Below are 20,092 nucleotides of genomic sequence, written 5' to 3'. Positions count from 1 at the left end.
GCCCCTTCGGGGCGCGCTGGTGCCGGCGTACTTCGACAGCCGACGGAAGGCAATTCCCCAGGGGCGCGGGGAACCGCGCGACCGGCCCACGACGGCCCGCAGTCGGCGACGAACCGCACCCGCCCCCCACTCTCCCCGCCGCACCCGCCCCCCACTCTCCCCGCCCCGCCGATTTCAGCCCGCGCCCCCCGACAACGGCAGCATCGGATGGCTCCCCGTGTTCGTCGGCGCGTGCTCCGGCAGCCACAGGACCGCCACCGCGCCCTCCGCCGGGAGTTCCGGCGGCAGACCCGCGGGGCGGATGTTGCGGAAGGTGAGGCGCGCGCCGAGCACGCGCGCCTGGCCCGCGGCGATGGTCAGGCCGAGCCCGTGGCCCTGCCCCGCGCGGTCCGTGCTGCCGGTGCGGAACCGGCTCGGGCCCTCCGCGAGCAGCGCCTCGGGGAAGCCGGGACCGTGGTCGCGGACCCGGATCACCCGGCCCTCGACGCTCACCTCGATCGGCGGCCGGCCGTGCCGCGCGGCATTGGCGAGCAGATTGAACAGCACCCGCTCCAGGCGGCGCGGGTCGGTCGTCACCTCCGACTCGTGCACGATCCGTACGACGATGTCCGGATCCTTCACCGCCACCCGTCGCGCGACGAACTCGCCCAGCATGATGTCCTGGAGCTCGGCCCGCTCCGAGGCGCTGTCCAGACGGGCCACCTCCAGCACGTCCTCCACCAGCGTGCGCATCGCCTTGGCCCGGTCCAGCACCAGCTCCGTGGGCCGGCCGGGCGGCAGCAGCTCGGCCGCCGTCAGCAGCCCCGTCACCGGGGTGCGCAGCTCGTGCGCGATGTCCGCGGTGACCCGCCGCTCGGCCTCCAGACGCAGCCGCAGCGCGTCCGCCATCGCGTCCACCGCCCGCGCGAGATCGTCGGTCTCGTCCCGTACGACCCCGCCGATGGCCTCCCGCACCCGTACCTCGGTCTCGCCCCGCGCGACCTGGTTCGCCGCGGCCGCGGCCTTGCGCAGCCGGCCGGACAGCTGGCCGCCGATCAGCACGCCGAGCGCGCTGCCGCCGAGGACGACCGCGATGGACCCGATGACCAGGGCCTGGTCCAGGTCCTTCATCACGTCCATGGAACGGTCCGGGAAGTGGCTGTGCAGCGAGAGCACATGCCCGTCCTTGGCCGGTACCGCCGCCCAGATGTCCGGCGGGCCCGAGCCCCGGTCGGAGACATCGCTCGCCCGGCGCCCGGCCATCACCTTCTCGCGCAGCGCCGGCGGCATCCCCGGGTCGTCGATCTTTATGTTCGGGAAGTTCGTCCGCCCGGACAACTCGTAGTTCCGCTGGGCCAGTTGGACCCGGTCATTGGCCAGATCGCGCGCGTTGTCCAGCATCGACACCCGGGCCGCGTTGTGCACGACCAGGCTCAGCGCGATCGCCACGAGACCGGCGACCAGCGCGATCGCCGCACTGAGTTTCCACCGGATGCCGGTGTGCAGGCCCACGCGCTCCATGCGCCGGACCGGGTGCCGCAAAAACCCCCGCATGCCGCTCCGTTCAGGCCTTCAGCTTGTAGCCGAAGCCGCGGACCGTCTCGATCCGGTCCTGGCCGATCTTCTGCCGCAGCCGCTGCACATGGACGTCGACCACGCGGGTGTCCCCGCCCCAGCCGTAGTCCCACACGCGCTCCAGGAGCTTGTCGCGGGAGAGCACGGTCCCGGGCGCGGAGGAGAACTCCAGCAGCAGCCGCATCTCGGTCGGGGTGAGGGCCACCGGCCGGCCGTCCCGCAGCACCTCCATGCCGTCGGTGTCGATCCGCAGATCGCCGAAGGTCAGCGTGCCGCCCTGCATCGCGGAGGCGGGCTCCTCCGGGTGCGCGGAGCCCCCGGCGTGCCCGAAGCGGCGCAGCACCGCCCGGATCCGGGCGACCAGTACCGCGCCGTCGAACGGCTTGGTCACATAGTCGTCCGCGCCCGCCTCCAGGCCGAGGACGACGTCGATGGAGTCGGCGCGCGCGGACAGCATGATCACCGGCACGGTCGACTCGTCCCGGATCCGGCGGCACAGGCTGACCCCGTCGAGACCGGGCACCATCACGTCGAGCAGGGCGATGTCGGGGCGGTTCGCCCGGAACGCCTCCAGGCCCGAGAGCCCGTCGGGCATGGCGGTGACCGCGAAGCCGTCCCGCTCCAGGGCGAGCTGTGTGGCCTCGCGGATGACGTCGTCGTCCTCGACGAACAGGACGTGGGTCTGGTCTGCCATCCCGGTGCTCTCTGTCCTCGTGTGTCGCTGGTGGTCCGGTCGAAGGGCGGTTCAGCTGTCCGGCACGGGCGTCGGGGCCTGCCCGGCCGACTTGCTGTACTCGTTGCGCACGCTCTTGCCCGGCGTGAACCGATCCGCCTTCCAGCTGTACGGCGTCACGATCTCACCGGACGGGCTGGAGATGGGATCGCCCTTCTCGTAATACTGCCTGGTCACCGACAGCCGGCCCTGATCGATCTCGGCGTAGACCGGCGACTCCTCGGTCCGGAACACGTTCTTGAACGTACCGGCGTCGTCCCGGTAGACGTACGAGCCGATCCCGACCGCGTCCGCGCACGTCAGCACGTTGATCACGACGTCGTCCACCGGAGACCCGGTCAGATCACCGTACGAGACGTCCACCGGGTACTCGCTGCCGCTGCACGGCTTCAGCTCCCGCTTGACGGCGGCGGACACCGCCGGATCGCCCTTGAGCAGCTGTACGGCGTCCACCTTCCGGTACTTCTCCGGATCGCTCGGCGAGGGCGCCGGCGCGGCCACGGCGCCGGCCCCGGCCACCGCCGAGGCGTGTGCCGGGCCCTCGTCCCGGGCACCCAGGCCGCCCGTGCCGCACGCCGCGGCGAAAAGGGCGAGGGCGGTGACCGAGGCCACCGCCGCGATCACCGCCAGCCAATTCCCACGGGCCGGTTCCGGCCCGGGCCCTGTCAGGCCGCGCAACGCTCCCGCTCCTCACGCTCCAGCGCCCGTGCGTCCAGGTCGCGGGCCTCCAGCTCCTCACGGAGCCGGGCGAGCGCCCGGTGCAGCGTGCTCTTGACCGTACCGGCCGACATGCCCAGGGCCGCGGCCGTCTCCTCGGTGGACATCTGCTCCCAGTGTCGCAGCACCACGACACTGCGCTGCTTGGGTGCGAGAACTTTCAGGATGTCCATCAGCAGGGCCCGGTCGGCGTGCTGCTCGGTGGAGTCCTCCACGCAGGCGTCCGGCAGCTGCTCGGTGGGGACCTCCTCCAGCTTGCGGGCCCGCCACCACTCGGTCCGGGTGTTGATCATGACCCGGCGCAGGTAGGCGTCGGCGAGCCGCTTGTCGGCGATGCCGTCCCAGCGGCCGTAGGTCCGCACCAGCGCCGTCTGGAGCAGGTCCTGCGCGTCCACGGGGTCCGGCACCAGCCGGCGCGCACTGCGCAGCAGCGCGTCCTGTCGTGTGCGGACGTACTCCTCGAATGCGAGCACCTCGCCCTGCGCCATGTTCAACCGCCTCCGTTCCCCGTGTGCTTCGGCCCCCGCCGAAGTCCCGCTGTCCTGCCGGCCCGTGGTCTGTCGGGCACGGAAATGAAGGTAGGCAGTCGTTGTCACGGGGCTGTGCGGACCAGCCTTCGGCTAGCAATCGGCTATCCGTCGGTTGTGTAACGGCCGTAGGGACGGGGTAAAGAGAGCGGTCTCCATGTCCAGTTATGAGGCTTTTGTCATACTCCGGTTGAGCGAGGAGCCCCGTAACAGAGGGGGTGGCGCTGTGATCTGGCTGTGTGTCAGGTCAACGGCAGCCGGTACAGACCGCCGGGCAGCGGCTCCACCAGCCCGTCGGTGACCAGCCCGTCCAGCGCGCGGGCCCGCTGCACCGGCTCGTGCCAGACCCGGTCCAGCCGCGCCTGCGGCACCGGGGTGTGCGCCTCCCGCAGCACGGCGAGCAGCTTGCCGCGCACCTGCCGGTCCGTACCGGCGTACGTCTGCCCGCGCCGCGGCGGCCCCTGGTGCTCCGGCTTGCCCGCCTGCCGCCAGGCGCACTGCGCGGCGATCGGGCAGCGCGCGCAGCCCTCGTTCTTCGCCGTGCACACCAGCGCGCCCAGCTCCATGGAGGCGGCGGCCCAGCGCGCGGCCGTCCCCTCGTCCTCGGGCAGCAGCTCCCGGGCCAGGCGCCGCTCGGCCGCGGTCGTCGCGTTCGGCGGGTACTGCACCCCCGTCACCGCGCGCGCCAGCACCCGTCGCACATTCGTGTCCAGCACCGGGTGCCGCTGCCCGTAGGCGAACGAGGCCACCGCGGCGGCCGTGTACTCGCCGATGCCGGGCAGCGCGAGCAGCTGCGCGTGTTCCGTCGGTACGTCACCGCCGTGCCGCTCCGTTATGGCGAGGGCGGCGCCGTGCAGCCGCAGCGCGCGGCGCGGATAGCCGAGCCGGCCCCAGGCGCGCACCGCCTCGCCGGGCGCCTCCTTCGCCAGGTCGGCGGGGCGCGGCCAGCGGGCCAGCCACTGCTCGTAGACGGGCAGCACCCGGTTGACCGGGGTCTGCTGAAGCATGAACTCGCTGACCATCACGCCCCACGCGCCCGCCTCCGGGCGGCGCCAGGGGAGGTCGCGGGCATGGGCGTCGAACCAGGCGATCACGGGGGCGTGGATTTTCTCGGTCATGGCCTTCCGATCCTGCCACGCCTCGGGGGGTGGTGCGGGTGACGAGGCCGTCACCCAGCGTGCTGGTCGGTGAAGAACCGTGCCTGCGAGGGCAGTTACCGGAATGATGATCCGGAAAAGTTGGTGCGGGCACGGCGGGTGGGGCAAGGCCGCGCGCCGAACTCTCGTAGAGTTCAGGCGTGGGATCTCTGCGCAATCCGGTCGGGCCGCTTCCCTCCTCCATCTACTGGCGCAGGAGGGCCGTACTGCTTTTGGTGGTCGTCGTCTCGGCGCTGCTGATCGCATGGATCGTCACGACGGGGGGCGGGGGTGGCGGCGGGAAGAAGGGCAGCAGCGCGTCCGGCGGCAAGAACCCCACGAACACGATCACTCCGGGGCCGTCGGGTTCGGGCCCCGCGTACAGCCAACACCCGGGCGGGCGGGACGAGTCGGGAGGGTCCGGCTCCGGGTCCGGCGGTTCGGCGGGGTCCTCCGGTCCGGGTTCCGGTGACGGCGGCGACGGGAACGGCGGCTCCGGCTCGGGCGGTTCCGCGGGCTCCGGCGGCGGGTCCGCGGCGGGCGGCGGGGCGGTCGTCGCGGGCGACGCGCTGCCCGGCTCCTCCGACCTGGCGAACTGCACGTCCGGCGCGGTGTCGTTGGGCCTGCGCAGCCTGCGCAACTCCTACTCGCCGGACCAGACACCGGCCTTTGAACTCACCGCGAAGAACACCTCGTCCGCCGACTGCAAGGTCGATCTCGGCCCGAGGAACGCGGTGTTGACGATCACCCCGGCCGACGGCGACAACGCCTTCTGGTCCTCCGCCGACTGCCCCGAGGGCGCGGGCAATCTGTCCTTCCGGGTCCCGGCCGGCAAGTCCATCACGTACACGGTCACGTGGGACCGCCACCCGAGCGCCGCCCACTGCGCGACGCCGTCCGGCGGCACGGCCAAGCCGGGTACGTACCTGCTGGAGGCGAGGACCCCGGGGTACGGGAAGCTTCAGGCGTCGTTCGTGCTGTCGGCGGACTAGTAGGTCACGGAGCCGTCGGCCCCGGGATCAGACGTACCGCTCCAGGATCGAGGACTCGGCCAGCCGCGAGAGTCCCTCCCGCACGCTCCTCGCCCGCGCCTCGCCCACACCGTCCACCGTCTGCAGATCGTCCACACTCGCGGCCAACAGCTTCTGCAGCCCGCCGAAGTGCTCCACCAGCCGGTCGATGATCGCCCCCGGCAGCCGCGGCACCTTGGCCAGCAGCCGGAAGCCCCGCGGGGACACCGCGGAGTCCAGGGTCTCGGGCGACCCGGTGTAGCCCAGCGCCCGCGCCACCGTGCCGACCTCGATCAGCTCGGCCTGGGTGAGCGCGTTCAGCTCGGACAGGGCCTCCTCCACCGTGCGGGAGCGCTTCGCGGTCGGCTCGGGCACATAGTCCCGTACGACCAGCTCCCGGTCCGGCTCGACCCCCGCGATCAGCTCCTCCAGCTGGAGCGCGAGCAGCCGGCCGTCGGTGCCCAGCTCCACCACGTACTCGGCGATCTCGGTGGCGATCCGGCGCACCATCTCCAGACGCTGTGCGACGGCGGACACGTCCCGCACCGTCACCAGGTCCTCGATCTCCAGCGCCGACAGCGTGCCCGCCACCTCGTCCAGGCGGAGCTTGTACCGCTCCAGCGTGGCCAGCGCCTGGTTCGCGCGGGAGAGGATCGCCGCCGAGTCCTCCAGGACGCGGCGCTGACCGTCGACGTAGAGCGCGATCAGCCGCATCGACTGGGACACGGAGACGACGGGGAAGCCGACCTGCTTGCTCACCCGGTCCGCCGTCCGGTGCCGGGTGCCCGTCTCCTCGGTGGGGATGGTCGGGTCCGGGACCAGCTGGACGCCCGCGCGCAGGATCTTCGAGAGGTCCGAGGACAGCACGATGCCGCCGTCCAGCTTGCACAGCTCCCGCAGCCGGGTCGCGGCGAACTCCACGTCCAGCACGAAGCCGCCGGTGCACATCGCCTCGACGGTCTTGTCGGAGCCGAGCACGATCAGGCCGCCGGTGTTGCCGCGCAGGATGCGCTCCAGGCCGTCCCGCATGGCCGTACCGGGTGCCACGGCGCTCAGGGCAGCGCGCATCAGGCCATCGGAACCGGCACTCCCACCGGACTTTCCGGGAGCTGCTGCCCGGTCGTTGGCTGCCACTGCACTCCTCCGGTCGGGGGTTCTCATGCGCACCCGTGCCCGCACTCGGTTCGTACGGACGGGCGAGACCTGGGCAAAGTCTACCGGCGCTGCTCCGGCTCCCGTGGGGCCTCTCGGCGACGGGAGCGGGGCAGCACCCGCAGCGCGTCGCCCATGTCCGCGACTTCCAGCACCTTCATCCCCGGCGGGGTCTTCCCCGGATCGCCCGGGACCAGCGCGTGCGTGAAGCCGAGCCGGTGCGCCTCGGCGAGCCTGCGCTGCACGCCCGTGACCCGTCTCACCTCGCCCGCGAGCCCCACCTCGCCGATGGCCACCAGGTTCTTCGGCAGCGGGGTGTCGCTCGCGGCGGAGGCCAGCGCGAGGGCGATGGCCAGGTCGGCGGCGGGCTCGGACAGCTTCACACCGCCGACCGTCGCCGAGTAGATGTCCCGCTTGCCGAGCGCGCTGATCCGGCCGCGCTGTTCGAGCACGGCCAGCATCATCGACACCCGGGAGGTCTCCAGCCCCGACGTCGTACGCCGCGGGGAGGGGATCTGGGAGTCCACCGTCAGCGCCTGCACCTCCGCCACCAGCGGGCGGCGGCCCTCCAGGGTCACGGTCAGACAGGTGCCCGGCACCGGTTCGTCGCGCCGGGTCAGGAAGAGGCCGCTGGGGTCGGCGAGACCGGTGATCCCCTCGTCGTGCAGTTCGAAGCAGCCGACCTCGTCCGTCGCGCCGTACCGGTTCTTCACGCCGCGGACCAGGCGGAGCCGGGCGTGCCGGTCGCCCTCGAAGTGCAGCACGACGTCCACCAGGTGCTCCAGCAGGCGCGGGCCCGCGATCGCGCCGTCCTTGGTGACATGGCCGACCAGCAGCGTGGACATGCCGCGCTCCTTGGAGGCCCGGATCAGCGCCCCGGCCACCTCGCGGACCTGGGCCATGCCGCCGGGCGCGCCGTCGATCTCCGGGGAGGCGACCGTCTGCACCGAGTCGAGGATCAGCAGGGAGGGCTTCACCTCGTCCAGATGCCCGAGGACGGCGGAGAGGTCGGTCTCGGCGGCCAGATACAGCTCGTCGTGCAGCGCGTTGATGCGGTCGGCGCGCAGCCGCACCTGGCTCGCCGACTCCTCGCCGGTGACATAGAGGGTGCGGTGCTCCTCGCTCGCCGCCTTGGCCGCCACGTCCAGCAGCAGGGTGGACTTGCCGACGCCCGGCTCGCCCGCGAGCAGCACCACCGCGCCCGGTACGAGCCCCCCGCCGAGCACCCGGTCCAGCTCGGGCACCCCGGTGGTGCGGGCGGTGGCCTGCCGGCCGTCGACCTGGCCGATGGGCAGCGCGGAGGTGACGACCCGGCCGGGGGCCGTGGTGCGGACCGCGGGCGCGCCGTACTCCTCGACCGTGCCCCACGCCTGGCACTCGGGGCAGCGGCCGAGCCACTTGGCCGTCTGCCAGCCGCACTCGGTGCAGCGGTAGGACGGACGGTCCTTGGTGGTCTTGGTACGGGCAGCCATGCGGAAACCGTAGCCCGCGGCACTGACAACCGGTCCGGGGGCCGCCAAGTGGGTGGACGGGTATCGGCCACCCTCGCTCGGAATCCGGCCCCGGAACAAAGGGCTCCTGTCCCCTTATGAGGGATCGTTTCACCCGTACGGATTAAAAGTGCTCAAGGCTCCAGAAGGGGCGCTCCGCCGACGCCTACGGTCGCACGGGTGATGAGCAGCAGCCCGGAGACCACCACCCGCAGCACCGGCGCGCACCGGGCGCACGGCACGGCGCGCGAAGCACGAGAGGCGCGCGAGGGGCGTGAACCGCGCGAGGGCGCGCGGATGCCTGGTGTGTTCGAGCCACGCGAGGCGTGTGAGGCGCATGAGGGCCGAGACGCCCGCGAGACACGGGATGCCCGTGAGGCGCGGGACACCCGCGAGGCGCGGGACGTCCGTGAGGCGCGGGACCGTGCCGCAGCGCGGACCATCGCCCGGCGGGCCTCGACGTGCTACGAGCCGTACCTGGACGGCCTGTTCACCTACTGCCTGTCCATCCTGTGCGACCACGACGCGGCCACCGCCGCGCTCGGCGACGCCCTCGCCCTCGCCGAGCGGCGGGCGCACCGCGTGCCGGAGACCGGCGGCGAGCGCAGGGCCTGGCTGTACGCGCTGGCCCGGTGGGCGTGTCTGCGCAAGCTGGCCGAGGCGAAGCAGAGACGTCAGGCCACGCACGCGGCGGGCCGCACGGACAAGGGCGCCGGAAGGAGCGGGCGGGGAACCGGCCCCGAGTCGCCCGACCCGGCCCTCCCCCCGGAGATCCAGGAGCGCCGGCACCGCGAACTGACCCTGCTCGCCTGGCCGGAGGCGGCCGGCACCACGCCCGAGCAGCGCGAGGCCCTGGAACTCGCCGTCCGCCACCACCTCACCGCCCCCGAGGTCGCCGCCGTGCTCGGCATGGCACCGGCCGCCGCCCGCGATCTGCTCGCCACCGCCGCCTGCGAGGTCGAGCGGACCCGGGCCGCGCTCGCCGTGGTGGAGTCCGGCGGCTGCCCGAGCGTCGCCCATCTCACCGGCGACAGCAGGCTGATCCTCAGCACCGCGCTCCGCCGTGAGCTGGTACGACACGTCGACGACTGCCCGCGCTGCCGGCGCAGCGCCGAGCGCGCGGCCCCCGGCCGCTGGCCCGGCACCTCGGTCACCCCCGCCGAACTGCCCGTCCTGGAGGCGCCCCGCGCGGCCCTCGCCGCGCGCTCCCGGGCGAGGGTCGCGGACGCGCCCCGCTTCGACCGGCGGGGCTTCCCGATGGACCCCAGGGACCGCGCGGCCCGCCGCGACCGGCTGCGCGCCCGCGCGGTGACGACGACGGTGGTGGCGACGGTGGTCGCGGCACCGGTGCTGGCCCTGTGGGCGGCGTACCGGGGCGCGCCGACGGGGGAGCCGGACGGCCGTCCCGGCACCGCGCGCGAGGACCGGGGGCCGGACGCGGTCGGCGGGACCGGCACGGGCGGGGGGTACGAGAACGCGGGCAGCGCGCGGGCGAAGCCGGGGGTGGGCAAGGACGGCAAGCCGGATGTCTCGGTGGAGGTGATGAGCCTCGCGCCCGGTACGGCGGACGGTTCGGCCGGGAGTCTGTCGGTGACCGCCGCGAACGACGGGGACACCACGCTGATCACGCTGACCGCGACGGGTCCGGACCCGGTCCGCTGGTCCGCCGCGACCGGCTCCGCCTGGCTCTACCTGAGCCGGTCCTCGGGCACGCTGGCGTCCGGTGAGAGCGTGACGCTCAAGGCGTACGTCGACCACCTCCACGAGCCCAGGGGCGCCTGGCAGGCCCGGATCTCCATCGCCCCCGCCGGCACGGTGGTCACCATCACGGGCTCCGGCCCCCTCCCCGCCCACCCGACCCCACCCCCACAGCCGACCCCCACCCCGACCACCCCACCAACGTCTCCGCCCCCCACCCAACCACCCCCTCCCCCCACCCCGACCGACCCCCCGACCTCCACATCCCCCACCCCACCCCCGACCCCGACGACCACCGAAACCCCGACGCCGTCGGGAAGCTAGGGCGTAGGGGGGCGGGGGCGGGGGGCTTCGCAGGGTCGCCGGGGGCGGGTTCTGGTCGTGGGTCGAGGCTGGGGGTGCCCGTTCTGGGCTGGGAGCCCGGCCGGGGCCCGAGCCTTCGCGGGAACGCGTCTGCCCGCCGCTGAGTCGGCTGGGCGGGTGGGCGAGCGCGAGGGATGGGGGAAGGAGAGGCGAGTGCCGTGCTGGAGGCGGGAGCCCGGCCAGGCTCCGGGCTTTCCGGGCATGCGCCAGCCTGCCGCTGAGCGGCTGGGTGAGCGAGGGGTGAGCGGGCGGGACGTGAGCCCGTGTCCGGTGGCTCGGCTTGGCGCGAGGATCTGTCGATGCGGTGGGGCCGGTTCCTGATCGTCCGTTTCGGCGGAGAGAGTCCCGGGAGGACGTCAGCCTGCTGCTGAGTCGGCTGGGCTGGTGGAGAAGTGTGCTGGTCGGCGGGTTCCGGCCGTGGCGGCACGTCCCTCGTAGCCGTCCGTTGGGCGGGTGGGGGAGCGCGGGACGAGGGGGATACGAGCCACCACCTGACCGCTCGCCCCGGCTCGGACTCCGCTGCGCGACGGGCGCCTGTTCGCGGTGTTCTGGGCGTGGCTAGGTATTCCGGGGCCCGTCGGCTCACCGAGCCGGGAGCACGGGGTGCGGCCCCCGGCCGGACCGCCCGCCCGGCGCGGAGCTTCGACGGCACAGCGCGATCGGTATCCGTTCGCCGCGTTCTGCCCGCGACAAGGCTCCGGCCGGGACAAGGCTCCCGGGGTAACCCATCGGCCGACCGAGTCGGGTGGGCGGGTGGGAGAAGGCGGTGCGGGGACCCCGCCCGGCCGCTCGGCCGACGCGGGGTCGGCGGCGGGGTGGGACCGGTTCCGGCTGCCGGGTTCCGTCCGGGACGAGGCCCCCGGGGTAACCCATCGGCCGAGCGAGTCGGGTGGGCGGGTGGGAAAGGCGGTGCGGGGACCCGCCCAGCCGCTCCGGCGGCGTGGAAGAGGTCCCCGGCAACCCGTCAGCCCACCGAGTCGGGCGGGTGGGTGGGCAAGGACGCAGGGTCAGGACGCCGGGTCCGCCGGATGCGGGGCCAGCAGGGGAAGCGCGGCGGAGAGACGCTGCTCGCAGAGCTCCGCCAGCCGGTCGTATCCCTCCTTGCCCATCAGCTCCGTCAGCTCCGCGCGGTAGGACACGTACACCGGCTCCCCCGCACCGTGCGCCGACGTGGCCGACGTGCACCACCAGTGCAGATCGTGCCCGCCCGGCCCCCAGCCCCTGCGGTCGTACTCCCCGATGGAGACCTGGAGCACCCGCGTGTCGTCGGGCCGGTCGATCCACTCGTACGTCCGCCGCACCGGCAGCTGCCAGCACACGTCCGGCTTGGTCTCCAGCGGCTCCCGGCCCTCCTTGAGCGCGAGGATGTGCAGCGAGCACCCCGCGCCGCCCGCGAACCCGGGCCGGTTCTGGAAGATGCAGGACCCCTGGAAGGGCCGCGTCTGCCGGGACCCCTCCTCGTCCTCCGAGATCCAGCCGTCCTTCGTGCCCTCGGCGTGGTGCTGCCAGATGTCCGGCGTGAGCCGCGCCACGTGCCCGGCGACCCGCTTCTCGTCGTCCTCGTCGGAGAAGTGCGCCCCCAGCGTGCAGCACCCATCCTCCGCGCGCCCCGCCTTGATGCCCTGGCAGCCGCTGCCGAAGATGCAGTTCCAGCGCGAGGTCAGCCACGTCAGGTCGCAGCGGAAGACCTGCTCGTCGTCCGCCGGGTCCGGAAACTCCACCCACGCGCGCGCGAAGTCGAGCCCCTTCTCGTCGCTCACCTTCGACCCCTTGGCAGCTTTGGCGGTCTTGCGAGCCTTGTCCGTCTTATCGGCTTTCGCGGACTTCGCCTTTTTCGTCTTTGGCACCCGTCCAGGGTAAGTGCCCCGCCCCCGGTCCGGGGACCGTGCGGCCGCGTTCTGGCAGTAGCGTTCCGTTTATGAGACTCGGTGTCCTGGACGTGGGTTCGAACACGGTGCATCTGCTGGTGGTGGACGCCCACCCCGGCGCGCGCCCGCTGCCCGCGCATTCCCACAAGGCCGACCTTCGGCTCGCCCAACTCCTCGACGACAGCGGTGCCATCGGCGACGCCGGCATCGAGAAGCTCGTCGACGTCGTACGGGACGCGCTCCAGGCCGCCGAGGACAAGGGCGTCGAGGACCTGCTCCCCTTCGCCACCTCCGCCGTCCGCGAGGCGAGCAACGCCGACGAGGTCCTCGCCCGCGTCGCCGACGAGACCGGCGTACGGCTCCAGGTCCTGTCCGGCGCCGAGGAGGCCCGCCTCACCTTCCTCGCCGTCCGCCGCTGGTTCGGCTGGTCCGCCGGGAAGCTGCTGGTCCTGGACATCGGCGGCGGCTCCCTGGAGATCGCGTTCGGCATCGACGAGGAGCCGGACGCCGCCGCCTCCCTCCCGCTCGGCGCGGGCCGCCTCACCGCCGGCTGGCTCCCCGGCGACCCGCCCGCCCCGGAGGACGTACGCGCCCTGCGCCGCCATGTCCGCGCGGAGATCGCCCGCACGGTCGGCGAGTTCGCCCGCTTCGGCGCCCCCGACCATGTCGTCGCGACCTCCAAGACCTTCAAGCAGCTGGCCCGTATCGCCGGCGCCGCCCGCAGCGCCGACGGCCTCTACGTCCAGCGCGAACTCAAACGCGAATCCCTGGAGGCGTGGGTCCCGCGCCTGTCCGGCATGACCATCGACCAGCGCGCCGAGCTGCCGGGCGTCTCCGACGGCCGGGCCGGTCAGCTCCTCGCCGGCGCCCTGGTCGCCGAGGGCGCGATGGACCTCTTCGGCGTGGAGAGCCTGGAGATATGCCCGTGGGCGCTGCGGGAGGGCGTGATCCTGCGGCGCCTCGACCACATGGGCTCCGCGTGACCCGCGCCCGCACCGCCCAAATGGCATACCTCACAACGGCGAACGGGCACCCGACACCCTCACTGTGAAACCCCTTAAGGTGACGGACGTGGCTGAACCAACGACCGTCCCCGTAGCGCTGTCGACAGCCTCCGTCTACCCGGAGTCCACGGCGACGGCCTTCGAGATCGCCGCGCGCCTCGGCTACGACGGCGTCGAGGTCATGGTCTGGACCGACCCCGTCAGCCAGGACATCGACGCGCTGCGCCGCCTCTCCGACCACCACGGCATCCCGATCCTCGCCGTGCACGCCCCGTGCCTGCTGATCACGCAGCGCGTCTGGTCCACCGACCCGTGGACCAAGCTGCGCCGGGCCCGGGCCGCCGCCGAGAAGCTGGGCGCCTCCACCGTCGTCGTGCACCCGCCGTTCCGGTGGCAGCGGCAGTACGCCCGGGACTTCGTCGCGGGCGTCTGGCGGATGGCGGACGAGACGGACGTACGGTTCGCGGTCGAGAACATGTACCCCTGGCGCTACCGCGACCGCGAGATGCTCGCCTACGCCCCCGCCTGGGACGTCACCCAGGACGACTACCGGCACTTCACGATCGACCTCAGCCATACGTCGACGGCCCGTACCGACGCCCTGGAGATGATCGGCCGCATGGGCGACCGGCTCGGCCATGTCCACCTCGCCGACGGGCGCGGCTCGGCCAAGGACGAGCACCTGGTGCCGGGGCGCGGCGACCAGCCCTGCGCCGAGCTGCTGGAGCACCTGACCGTCTCCGGTTTCGGCGGCCATGTCGTCATCGAGGTCAACACCCGGCGGGCGATGTCCGCCGCCGAGCGCGAGGCCGACCTCGCCGAGGCCCTCGCCTTCGCCCGCAAGCACCTGGCCGCCGCCGCCCGCCTCCCCCGCCGATGACCGACCCGAGCGGCCCCACCGGCCCGGACCCGGACCCGGTCCCCGGCCCCACCGGCCCGGACCCGGCCTCCGACCCCACCAGCCCCACCAGCCCCGCCCCGGTCCCCGGCCCCACCCCGGCCCCCGCCCTCACCGCGCCATCCGCCCCCGAGCCCCCCGCCCGCCGCCGCGGCCGCCCCTCCCGCGCCGAGTCCGCCGGCACCCGGGACCGCATCCTCACCGCGGCCCGCGAGGAGTTCTCCGACCGGGGGTACGACAGGACGTCCGTACGCCAGATCGCCAAGGCGGCCGGCGTGGACTCCGCGCTGGTCCACCACTACTTCGGCACCAAGGAACAGGTCTTCGCGGCGGCCGTCGAGGTCGCCTTCGCCCCCGCCCTCGCCGCCCCCGACACCCTCGCAGAGGGCCCGCCGGACGGCGTGGGGGAACGGCTGTCCCGCCACGTCCTCGGCGTCTGGGACAACCCCGCCACCCGGGCCCCGCTGCTCGCGATCCTGCGCTCGGCCGTCACCGACGACACCGCCGCCGCCGTCTTCCGCCGCCTGGTCGCCGCCCAGCTGGTGCGCCGGGTCGCGGCCCGGCTGGACCTGCCGGACGCCGAGCTGCGCGCCGAGCTGGCCGCCGCCCAGCTGGTGGGTACGGCCCTGCTGCGCTACGTCCTCAAGCTGGAGCCGCTGGCCTCGGCGGACGTGGAGGAGATCATCGCGCGCGTGTCACCCGTCGTACAGAAGCACCTCACCCAGCCCTGAAACACGGCCCGACCACGGCCGCCGGGCGGCGCCGATGAAATGTCCGTCCCGCATTCCGGACAAGCGTGTCCATTCCTTGGAGCCCCGGCGTAGGCTCGGAGAAAGCCAGAACTGTTCATCGAGGAGCGAGCGACGATGCCCGAGCTGAGGTCCCGCACAGTCACCCACGGCCGCAACATGGCGGGCGCCCGCGCCCTTATGCGTGCCTCCGGTGTACCCGGCGCGGACATCGGCCGTAAGCCGATCATCGCCGTCGCCAACTCCTTCACCGAGTTCGTGCCGGGCCACACCCACCTCCAGCCGGTCGGCCGGATCGTCGGCGAGGCGATCACCGAGGCGGGCGGCATCCCGCGCGAGTTCAACACCATCGCGGTGGACGACGGCATCGCCATGGGCCACGGCGGCATGCTGTACTCGCTGCCCTCCCGCGACCTGATCGCGGACTCCGTGGAGTACATGGTCGAGGCCCACTGCGCCGACGCCCTGGTCTGCATCTCCAACTGCGACAAGATCACCCCGGGCATGCTGATGGCCGCCCTGCGCCTGAACATCCCGACGGTCTTCGTCTCCGGCGGCCCCATGGAGGCCGGCCGCGCCACGCTGGTCGACGGCACCGTGCGCTCCCTCGACCTGATCGACGCCATCGCGGAAGCCGCCAACGACAAGGTCTCCGACGAGGACATCCTGCGCATCGAGGAGAACGCCTGCCCGACCTGCGGCAGCTGTTCCGGCATGTTCACCGCCAACTCGATGAACTGCCTGACCGAGGCCATCGGCCTCTCCCTGCCCGGCAACGGCTCGGTCCTCGCCACCCACACCGCGCGCAAGCAGCTGTACGTCGACGCCGCCCGCACAGTCATGGACATCACCCGGCGTTACTACGAGCAGGACGACGAGACCGTCCTGCCCCGCGATGTCGCCACCTTCCAGGCCTTCGAGAACGCCATGGCCCTGGACATCGCGATGGGCGGCTCCACCAACACGATCCTGCACCTGCTGGCCGCCGCCCAGGAGGCCGGCGTCACCTTCGGCCTGGAGGAGATCGACGCCGTCTCGCGCCGCGTCCCCTGCCTCGCCAAGGTCGCGCCGAACGTGGGCAAGAACCGCACGTACTACATGGAGGACGTGCACCGCGCCGGCGGCATCCCCGCCCTCCTCGGCGAACTGCACCGCGCGGGCCTGCTGAACGAGGACGTGCACGCCGTGCACAGCCCCTCCCTCGCCGACTGGCTCAAGACCTGGGACGTGCGCGGCGGCTCCCCGTCCCCCGAGGCCGTCGAGCTGTGGCACGCGGCCCCCGGCTGCGTCCGCTCCGCCGAGGCGTTCTCCCAGTCCGAGCGCTGGGAGTCCCTGGACGACGACGCCGAGGGCGGCTGCATCCGCTCCGCCGAGCACGCCTACTCCAAGGACGGCGGCCTCGCGGTGCTGCGCGGCAACCTGGCCGTGGACGGCTGCGTGGTCAAGACGGCCGGCGTCGACGAGTCGATCTGGACCTTCGAGGGCCCGGCCGTGGTCTGCGAGTCCCAGGAGGAGGCCGTCCAGCGGATCCTCACCCAGGAGGTCAAGGAGGGCGACGTCGTCGTCATCCGCTACGAGGGCCCCAAGGGCGGCCCCGGCATGCAGGAGATGCTCTACCCGACCTCGTACCTGAAGGGCCGCGGCCTCGGCAAGAGCTGCGCGCTGATCACCGACGGCCGCTTCTCCGGCGGCACCTCGGGCCTCTCCATCGGCCACGCCTCCCCGGAGGCGGCCTCGGGCGGCACCATCGCCCTGGTCGAGGACGGCGACCGGATCCGCATCGACATCCCGAACCGCTCCATCGAACTGCTGGTGGACGACGCCGAACTGGCCCGCCGCGAGCAGGCCCTGAACGGCGACTACGCCCCGAGGGACCGCGACCGCAAGGTCACCGCCGCGCTGCGCGCCTACGCCGCGATGGCGACCAGCGCGGACAAGGGCGCGGTGCGGGACGTGAGCAAGCTGGGCTGACCGCCCGTACGACAGGCCGTGACGACGCGCCTCACGACGAAGGGGCCGCTCCGGTGAGGAGCGGCCCCTCTCGCTGTCCACGGGATCGTTTCACCAGGCCGAGGGGTCCCGCCCGTCGAGCGCGGACACCGACCCGTCGGGAGCGGTGGCGAACACCTGCGGCGCCACGAGCACCGGCGCGGCCCGCAGCGCCGCGACCCCTGCCGTGCCGTCCCCCGGCCGCGCCGGCGTCTGCCCCGCGAGTCGCCCGCCGCGCGCGTCCACGGCGAGCAGCCGCCCGTCACCGGCGGAGAAGTACAGATAGCGGTCCCCGGCGACCAGCGCCGAGCCCCGGCTCACCGAGGTCTCCAGGTGCCACAGCCGCTTGCCGGCCGCGGTGTCCACGGCGTCCAGGCCGCCGTTGACGTCCAGCAGATACACCACGTCCCCGTGGGCGACGGCGTGCACGTCCGGCCGGGGCGCGGGCAGCGGCACCCGTCGTACGGCCCGGGACGCGGTGTCGTAGCGCACCACCGCGTCCGTGTCGCCGTACACCGGGTCGGCGGACACGAAGAACACGCTGCCGTCCGTGGCGCCGACCGGCCGCAGCAGCCCGGTCAGCACGGTGTCCCAGCGCACCGCGCCGCTCTCCGGGTCGAACGCGACGACCCGGGTGCGGCGGCCGTCGGCGGAGGAGGTCGACGCGTAGGCCGCGGCGCCGCCCGGAAACGTGTCGACGTTCGGCCGGCCCGCCCCGGGCAGCCGATGGCTCCAGCGGGTACGGCCCGACGCGCTGTCCACGCCCGTGACCGTGCCGTCGGCCGCGGTGATCAGCAGCGTCCCGTCCGTGTACTGCGCCCCGGCACCCGTGGGCAGGGCGTGCCGCCAGCGCGTACGGCCCGTGCCCGGGTCGAGGGCCACCACGTCCCCGGCCTCGTCGCGCACCTGCACCAGGCCGCCCGACACCGCGGGCGCCGCGCTCCAGCGCGCCCCCGCGAAGGGATGCCGCCACAGCACCCGGCCGCCGCGCGGATCGAGCGCGTACGCCTGGCCCGACCCGGCGCACAGCAGCTTGCCCGCCCCGAAGGCACACCGGGGCGCGTCGCTCTGCCCGGCGACCGGCTTCGTACGCCACCCCGCGAACCCGACCGCCGCCGTGTGCGGATCCTTCGCCGTGGGGGCGTCGTCACCGAGCCACTGCACACAGGCGAGGGCCCCGCCGACGACCAGCGCGAGCACCCCGGCCGCGACGGCGGCGAGCAGCCTCGGCCGTACCCGGCGCTTCGACGGTGCCCGCTCCGGGTGCTCCGGCGCCTTCGCCGCGGACACGTCCGCCGAACCCGCCTTGCGCTGTGCCGGTATGAACGCCTGGGTGTCGTACGACGCCGCCACCGACCGCAGCCGGCGCATCAGCTCGTCCGGCGTCGGCCGCTCGTCCGGGTCCTTGGCGAGACAGCGCTCGATGAGCGGCGCGAGACCGGCCGGCACCCCCGACAGATCGGGCTCGTCGTGGACGACCTGATAGGCGACGACGTACGGGCTGTCGGAGTCGAACGGCCCCCGCCCGGTCGCCGCGTGCACCAGCACCGAGCCCAGCGCGAAGATGTCCGCGGCGGGACCGACCTCCCGCGGCCGCCGGAACTGCTCGGGCGCCATGAACGGCGGTGTGCCGATCAACTTGCCCGTCTCCGTGCGCAGTTCGCTGTCCTTGGGCCGGGAGATGCCGAAGTCGATGACCTTCGGGCCGTCCTCGGCGAGCAGCACATTGCTCGGCTTGAGATCCCGGTGCACCACACCCACGCGGTGTATGTCGCGCAGCGCCTCGGCGAGTCCCGCCATCAGCCGCCGCAACTGCCCGGCGTCCAGCGGCCCGTGCTCCTTCACCTGCTCGGAGAGGGTCGGGCCGGGGATGTACAGGGTGGCCATCCAGGGGCGGGCCGCCTCCGGGTCGGCGTCCACCACGGGCGCGGTGAAGGCACCGCTGACCCGGCGCGCCGCCGCCACCTCCTGCCGGAACCGGCCCCGGAACTCCCGGTCCCGCGCGAACTCCGCGTGGACGACCTTCACGGCGAGGCGCAGCCCGGACGTGCTGCGGGCGAGGTGGACCACCCCCATGCCGCCGGAGCCCAGCCGCGACTCCAGGTGGTAATGCCCGGCGTACTCGGGCATATCGGCTTCCGCGCCCGCTCCCGTGCTGCGCTGTGGCGTCATCGACTGGACCGCCCCCCGTGCTCCTCGTCCGCGCGCGACGCACGGAGCCTAGTCGATGGCTCGTACGAGACCGAGGCGGCTTGCTAACCTCCGTTCGCATTCGACGATCCCCGCCTTCCGGTGGGGCTTCACGGGGGAGAAACCGCATGTCCGTCCGCTATTACTCCGTCGCCCCGGGCGTCCGCGTCAACGTCCGCAGCGGCCCCGGCACCAGCTACGGCATCACCCGCACCCTCCCCGAGGGCGCCAAGGTCCCGATCTACTGCCAGACCACGGGCACCAAGGTCATCGGCACCTACGGCACCTCCACCATCTGGGACAACATCAGCGACGGCGAGTTCGTGGCGGACGCGTACGTCCACACGGGCAGCGACGGCTTCGTGGCGGACCGCTGCGGCTGACGCCCCGCTGCCGTACCCGTGTCCGGGCCTGGACCCGTGCCCGCCGCCGTACCCGCCCGCGAGTCCTTTGCCCATCGGCGCCATAATCGTCCCGTGAGCGACGAAACCGGCGCCCCGGGCGCTCCGGAGGAACCCGTGGGCGGGCCCCGGCCCGAGCCCCTGCGCTTTTTCGGCACGTCCTGGGTGCACCACGACAACGGCTACGCGGCCCGCCGCGCCGCTGTCGCCGCCGGCTCCCTCGTCGCCGCGGTCGCCTCCTGCCTGGTGCTGCGCTTCGCCTACCAGGGCCTCCAGATCGCCGACACCGGCGCCTTCGTGACCGTCCTGGTCGTCGCCATGTTCGCCATCTGCACCGCGCTCGCCTTCGGCAACACCCTGGCCGGCTTCGGCAAGCGCCAGGACCCGCAGCGCCAGGCGTCCCTGCGCGGCCTGCTCGCCATCGGATTCGTCGGCACCCTCCTCGCCTACTTCGTCCGCTCCCTCACCGAGGCCCCGGGCGAGAAACTGCACCGCGAGGAGTACGAGAGGGCCCGCGCCGAGCACGCCGCCCGCACCACCCGCCGCTCGGGCGACCCCTCGAAGAAGAAGCGCCGCCGCTAGGGTCTTTCGTTCGGATCACGCCGGGCTCGCG

17 protein-coding genes are annotated in these 20,092 nt (G+C 73.5%); 8 read left to right on the top strand and 9 right to left on the bottom strand.

Translation table 11 applies throughout. From position 1 onward, the window contains the following. Positions 1-174: 174 nt before the first annotated feature. From cseC to QHG49_RS15825, 5 genes are all read right to left on the bottom strand, one after another. Entirely contained in the window at positions 175-1,533 is a 1,359-nt protein-coding gene (cseC, locus tag QHG49_RS15845) for a two-component system sensor histidine kinase CseC (RefSeq protein WP_145487927.1), read from the bottom strand. A gap of 10 nt (positions 1,534-1,543) precedes the next feature. Next, positions 1,544-2,248 carry a two-component system response regulator CseB gene (gene cseB, locus QHG49_RS15840; RefSeq protein WP_159703736.1) on the bottom strand — a complete coding sequence of 235 codons (705 nt, stop codon included), beginning with the start codon at positions 2,246-2,248 and terminating at the stop codon, positions 1,544-1,546. A gap of 51 nt (positions 2,249-2,299) precedes the next feature. Next, on the bottom strand, positions 2,300-2,911 hold the full coding sequence (locus QHG49_RS15835) for a hypothetical protein (protein ID WP_159708427.1): 612 nt from the start codon (positions 2,909-2,911) through the stop codon (positions 2,300-2,302). 41 nt (positions 2,912-2,952) lie between these two features. Beyond that, on the bottom strand, positions 2,953-3,492 hold the full coding sequence (locus QHG49_RS15830; protein WP_037660309.1) for a SigE family RNA polymerase sigma factor: 540 nt from the start codon (positions 3,490-3,492) through the stop codon (positions 2,953-2,955). A gap of 281 nt (positions 3,493-3,773) precedes the next feature. Then, positions 3,774-4,649: an A/G-specific adenine glycosylase gene (locus QHG49_RS15825; protein WP_145487924.1), complete on the bottom strand. Its 876-nt coding sequence runs from the start codon at positions 4,647-4,649 to the stop codon at positions 3,774-3,776. 179 nt (positions 4,650-4,828) lie between these two features. On the opposite strand from QHG49_RS15825, the gene QHG49_RS15820 reads away from it, so the two are divergent. After that, a complete protein-coding gene (locus tag QHG49_RS15820; protein WP_301490089.1) occupies positions 4,829-5,659 on the top strand; it encodes a hypothetical protein in 831 nt (276 codons plus the stop codon). Between the two features lie 27 nt (positions 5,660-5,686). Here QHG49_RS15820 and disA read toward each other — a convergent pair whose 3' ends face one another. After that, positions 5,687-6,811 carry a DNA integrity scanning diadenylate cyclase DisA gene (gene disA, locus QHG49_RS15815; protein WP_037660305.1) on the bottom strand — a complete coding sequence of 375 codons (1,125 nt, stop codon included), beginning with the start codon at positions 6,809-6,811 and terminating at the stop codon, positions 5,687-5,689. Positions 6,812-6,891: 80 nt separating this feature from the next. Then, positions 6,892-8,301 carry a DNA repair protein RadA gene (radA, locus tag QHG49_RS15810; RefSeq protein WP_145487922.1) on the bottom strand — a complete coding sequence of 470 codons (1,410 nt, stop codon included), beginning with the start codon at positions 8,299-8,301 and terminating at the stop codon, positions 6,892-6,894. A gap of 198 nt (positions 8,302-8,499) precedes the next feature. On the opposite strand from radA, the gene QHG49_RS15805 reads away from it, so the two are divergent. Beyond that, a complete protein-coding gene (locus QHG49_RS15805; RefSeq protein ID WP_370530468.1) occupies positions 8,500-10,341 on the top strand; it encodes a hypothetical protein in 1,842 nt (613 codons plus the stop codon). 1,046 nt (positions 10,342-11,387) lie between these two features. Here the strand turns inward: QHG49_RS15805 and QHG49_RS15800 are convergent. After that, a complete protein-coding gene (locus tag QHG49_RS15800) occupies positions 11,388-12,227 on the bottom strand; it encodes a hypothetical protein (RefSeq protein WP_145487921.1) in 840 nt (279 codons plus the stop codon). Positions 12,228-12,298: 71 nt separating this feature from the next. On the opposite strand from QHG49_RS15800, the gene QHG49_RS15795 reads away from it, so the two are divergent. The 4 genes from QHG49_RS15795 to ilvD all read left to right on the top strand — a co-directional run bounded on the left by QHG49_RS15795 (position 12,299) and on the right by ilvD (position 16,870). After that, positions 12,299-13,231 (top strand): Ppx/GppA phosphatase family protein, encoded by a 933-nt coding sequence (locus tag QHG49_RS15795; protein WP_145487919.1) that lies wholly within the window; start codon positions 12,299-12,301, stop codon positions 13,229-13,231. A gap of 88 nt (positions 13,232-13,319) precedes the next feature. Continuing rightward, on the top strand, positions 13,320-14,132 hold the full coding sequence (locus QHG49_RS15790) for a sugar phosphate isomerase/epimerase (RefSeq protein WP_145487917.1): 813 nt from the start codon (positions 13,320-13,322) through the stop codon (positions 14,130-14,132). After that, positions 14,129-14,881 carry a TetR family transcriptional regulator gene (locus QHG49_RS15785; RefSeq protein WP_301490087.1) on the top strand — a complete coding sequence of 251 codons (753 nt, stop codon included), beginning with the start codon at positions 14,129-14,131 and terminating at the stop codon, positions 14,879-14,881. Before QHG49_RS15790 ends, QHG49_RS15785 begins: the two co-directional genes overlap by 4 nt. A gap of 135 nt (positions 14,882-15,016) precedes the next feature. Beyond that, positions 15,017-16,870 carry a dihydroxy-acid dehydratase gene (gene ilvD / locus QHG49_RS15780; RefSeq protein WP_301490086.1) on the top strand — a complete coding sequence of 618 codons (1,854 nt, stop codon included), beginning with the start codon at positions 15,017-15,019 and terminating at the stop codon, positions 16,868-16,870. Positions 16,871-16,960: 90 nt separating this feature from the next. Here ilvD and QHG49_RS15775 read toward each other — a convergent pair whose 3' ends face one another. Further along, entirely contained in the window at positions 16,961-19,060 is a 2,100-nt protein-coding gene (locus QHG49_RS15775; RefSeq protein ID WP_301490085.1) for a serine/threonine-protein kinase, read from the bottom strand. 146 nt (positions 19,061-19,206) lie between these two features. Here QHG49_RS15775 and QHG49_RS15770 point away from each other — a divergent pair, with 146 nt between their 5' ends. Beyond that, positions 19,207-19,461: an SH3 domain-containing protein gene (locus QHG49_RS15770; protein ID WP_145487911.1), complete on the top strand. Its 255-nt coding sequence runs from the start codon at positions 19,207-19,209 to the stop codon at positions 19,459-19,461. 93 nt (positions 19,462-19,554) lie between these two features. Then, the gene (locus QHG49_RS15765; protein WP_301490084.1) at positions 19,555-20,061 is read left to right on the top strand and encodes an EamA/RhaT family transporter; all 507 of its coding nucleotides are present in this window, start codon (positions 19,555-19,557) and stop codon (positions 20,059-20,061) included. The last annotated feature ends 31 nt before the right edge of the window (positions 20,062-20,092 follow it).

It is taken from the genome of Streptomyces sp. WP-1 (assembly GCF_030450125.1).
Taxonomy (GTDB): domain Bacteria; phylum Actinomycetota; class Actinomycetes; order Streptomycetales; family Streptomycetaceae; genus Streptomyces; species Streptomyces incarnatus.
Note: the sequence above shows the minus strand (reverse complement) of the source record. Positions and strands in the feature narration are given on the sequence as shown.

Coding starts and splice junctions, on each gene's coding strand:
- cseC (WP_145487927.1), bottom strand. CDS start 1,533: ATGCGGGGGTTTTTGCGGCACCCGGTCCGGCGCATGGAGCGCGTGGGC.
- cseB (WP_159703736.1), bottom strand. CDS start 2,248: ATGGCAGACCAGACCCACGTCCTGTTCGTCGAGGACGACGACGTCATC.
- QHG49_RS15830 (WP_037660309.1), bottom strand. CDS start 3,492: ATGGCGCAGGGCGAGGTGCTCGCATTCGAGGAGTACGTCCGCACACGA.
- QHG49_RS15825 (WP_145487924.1), bottom strand. CDS start 4,649: ATGACCGAGAAAATCCACGCCCCCGTGATCGCCTGGTTCGACGCCCAT.
- radA (WP_145487922.1), bottom strand. CDS start 8,301: ATGGCTGCCCGTACCAAGACCACCAAGGACCGTCCGTCCTACCGCTGC.
- QHG49_RS15795 (WP_145487919.1), top strand. CDS start 12,299: ATGAGACTCGGTGTCCTGGACGTGGGTTCGAACACGGTGCATCTGCTG.
- QHG49_RS15785 (WP_301490087.1), top strand. CDS start 14,129: ATGACCGACCCGAGCGGCCCCACCGGCCCGGACCCGGACCCGGTCCCC.
- ilvD (WP_301490086.1), top strand. CDS start 15,017: ATGCCCGAGCTGAGGTCCCGCACAGTCACCCACGGCCGCAACATGGCG.
- QHG49_RS15775 (WP_301490085.1), bottom strand. CDS start 19,060: ATGACGCCACAGCGCAGCACGGGAGCGGGCGCGGAAGCCGATATGCCC.
- QHG49_RS15770 (WP_145487911.1), top strand. CDS start 19,207: ATGTCCGTCCGCTATTACTCCGTCGCCCCGGGCGTCCGCGTCAACGTC.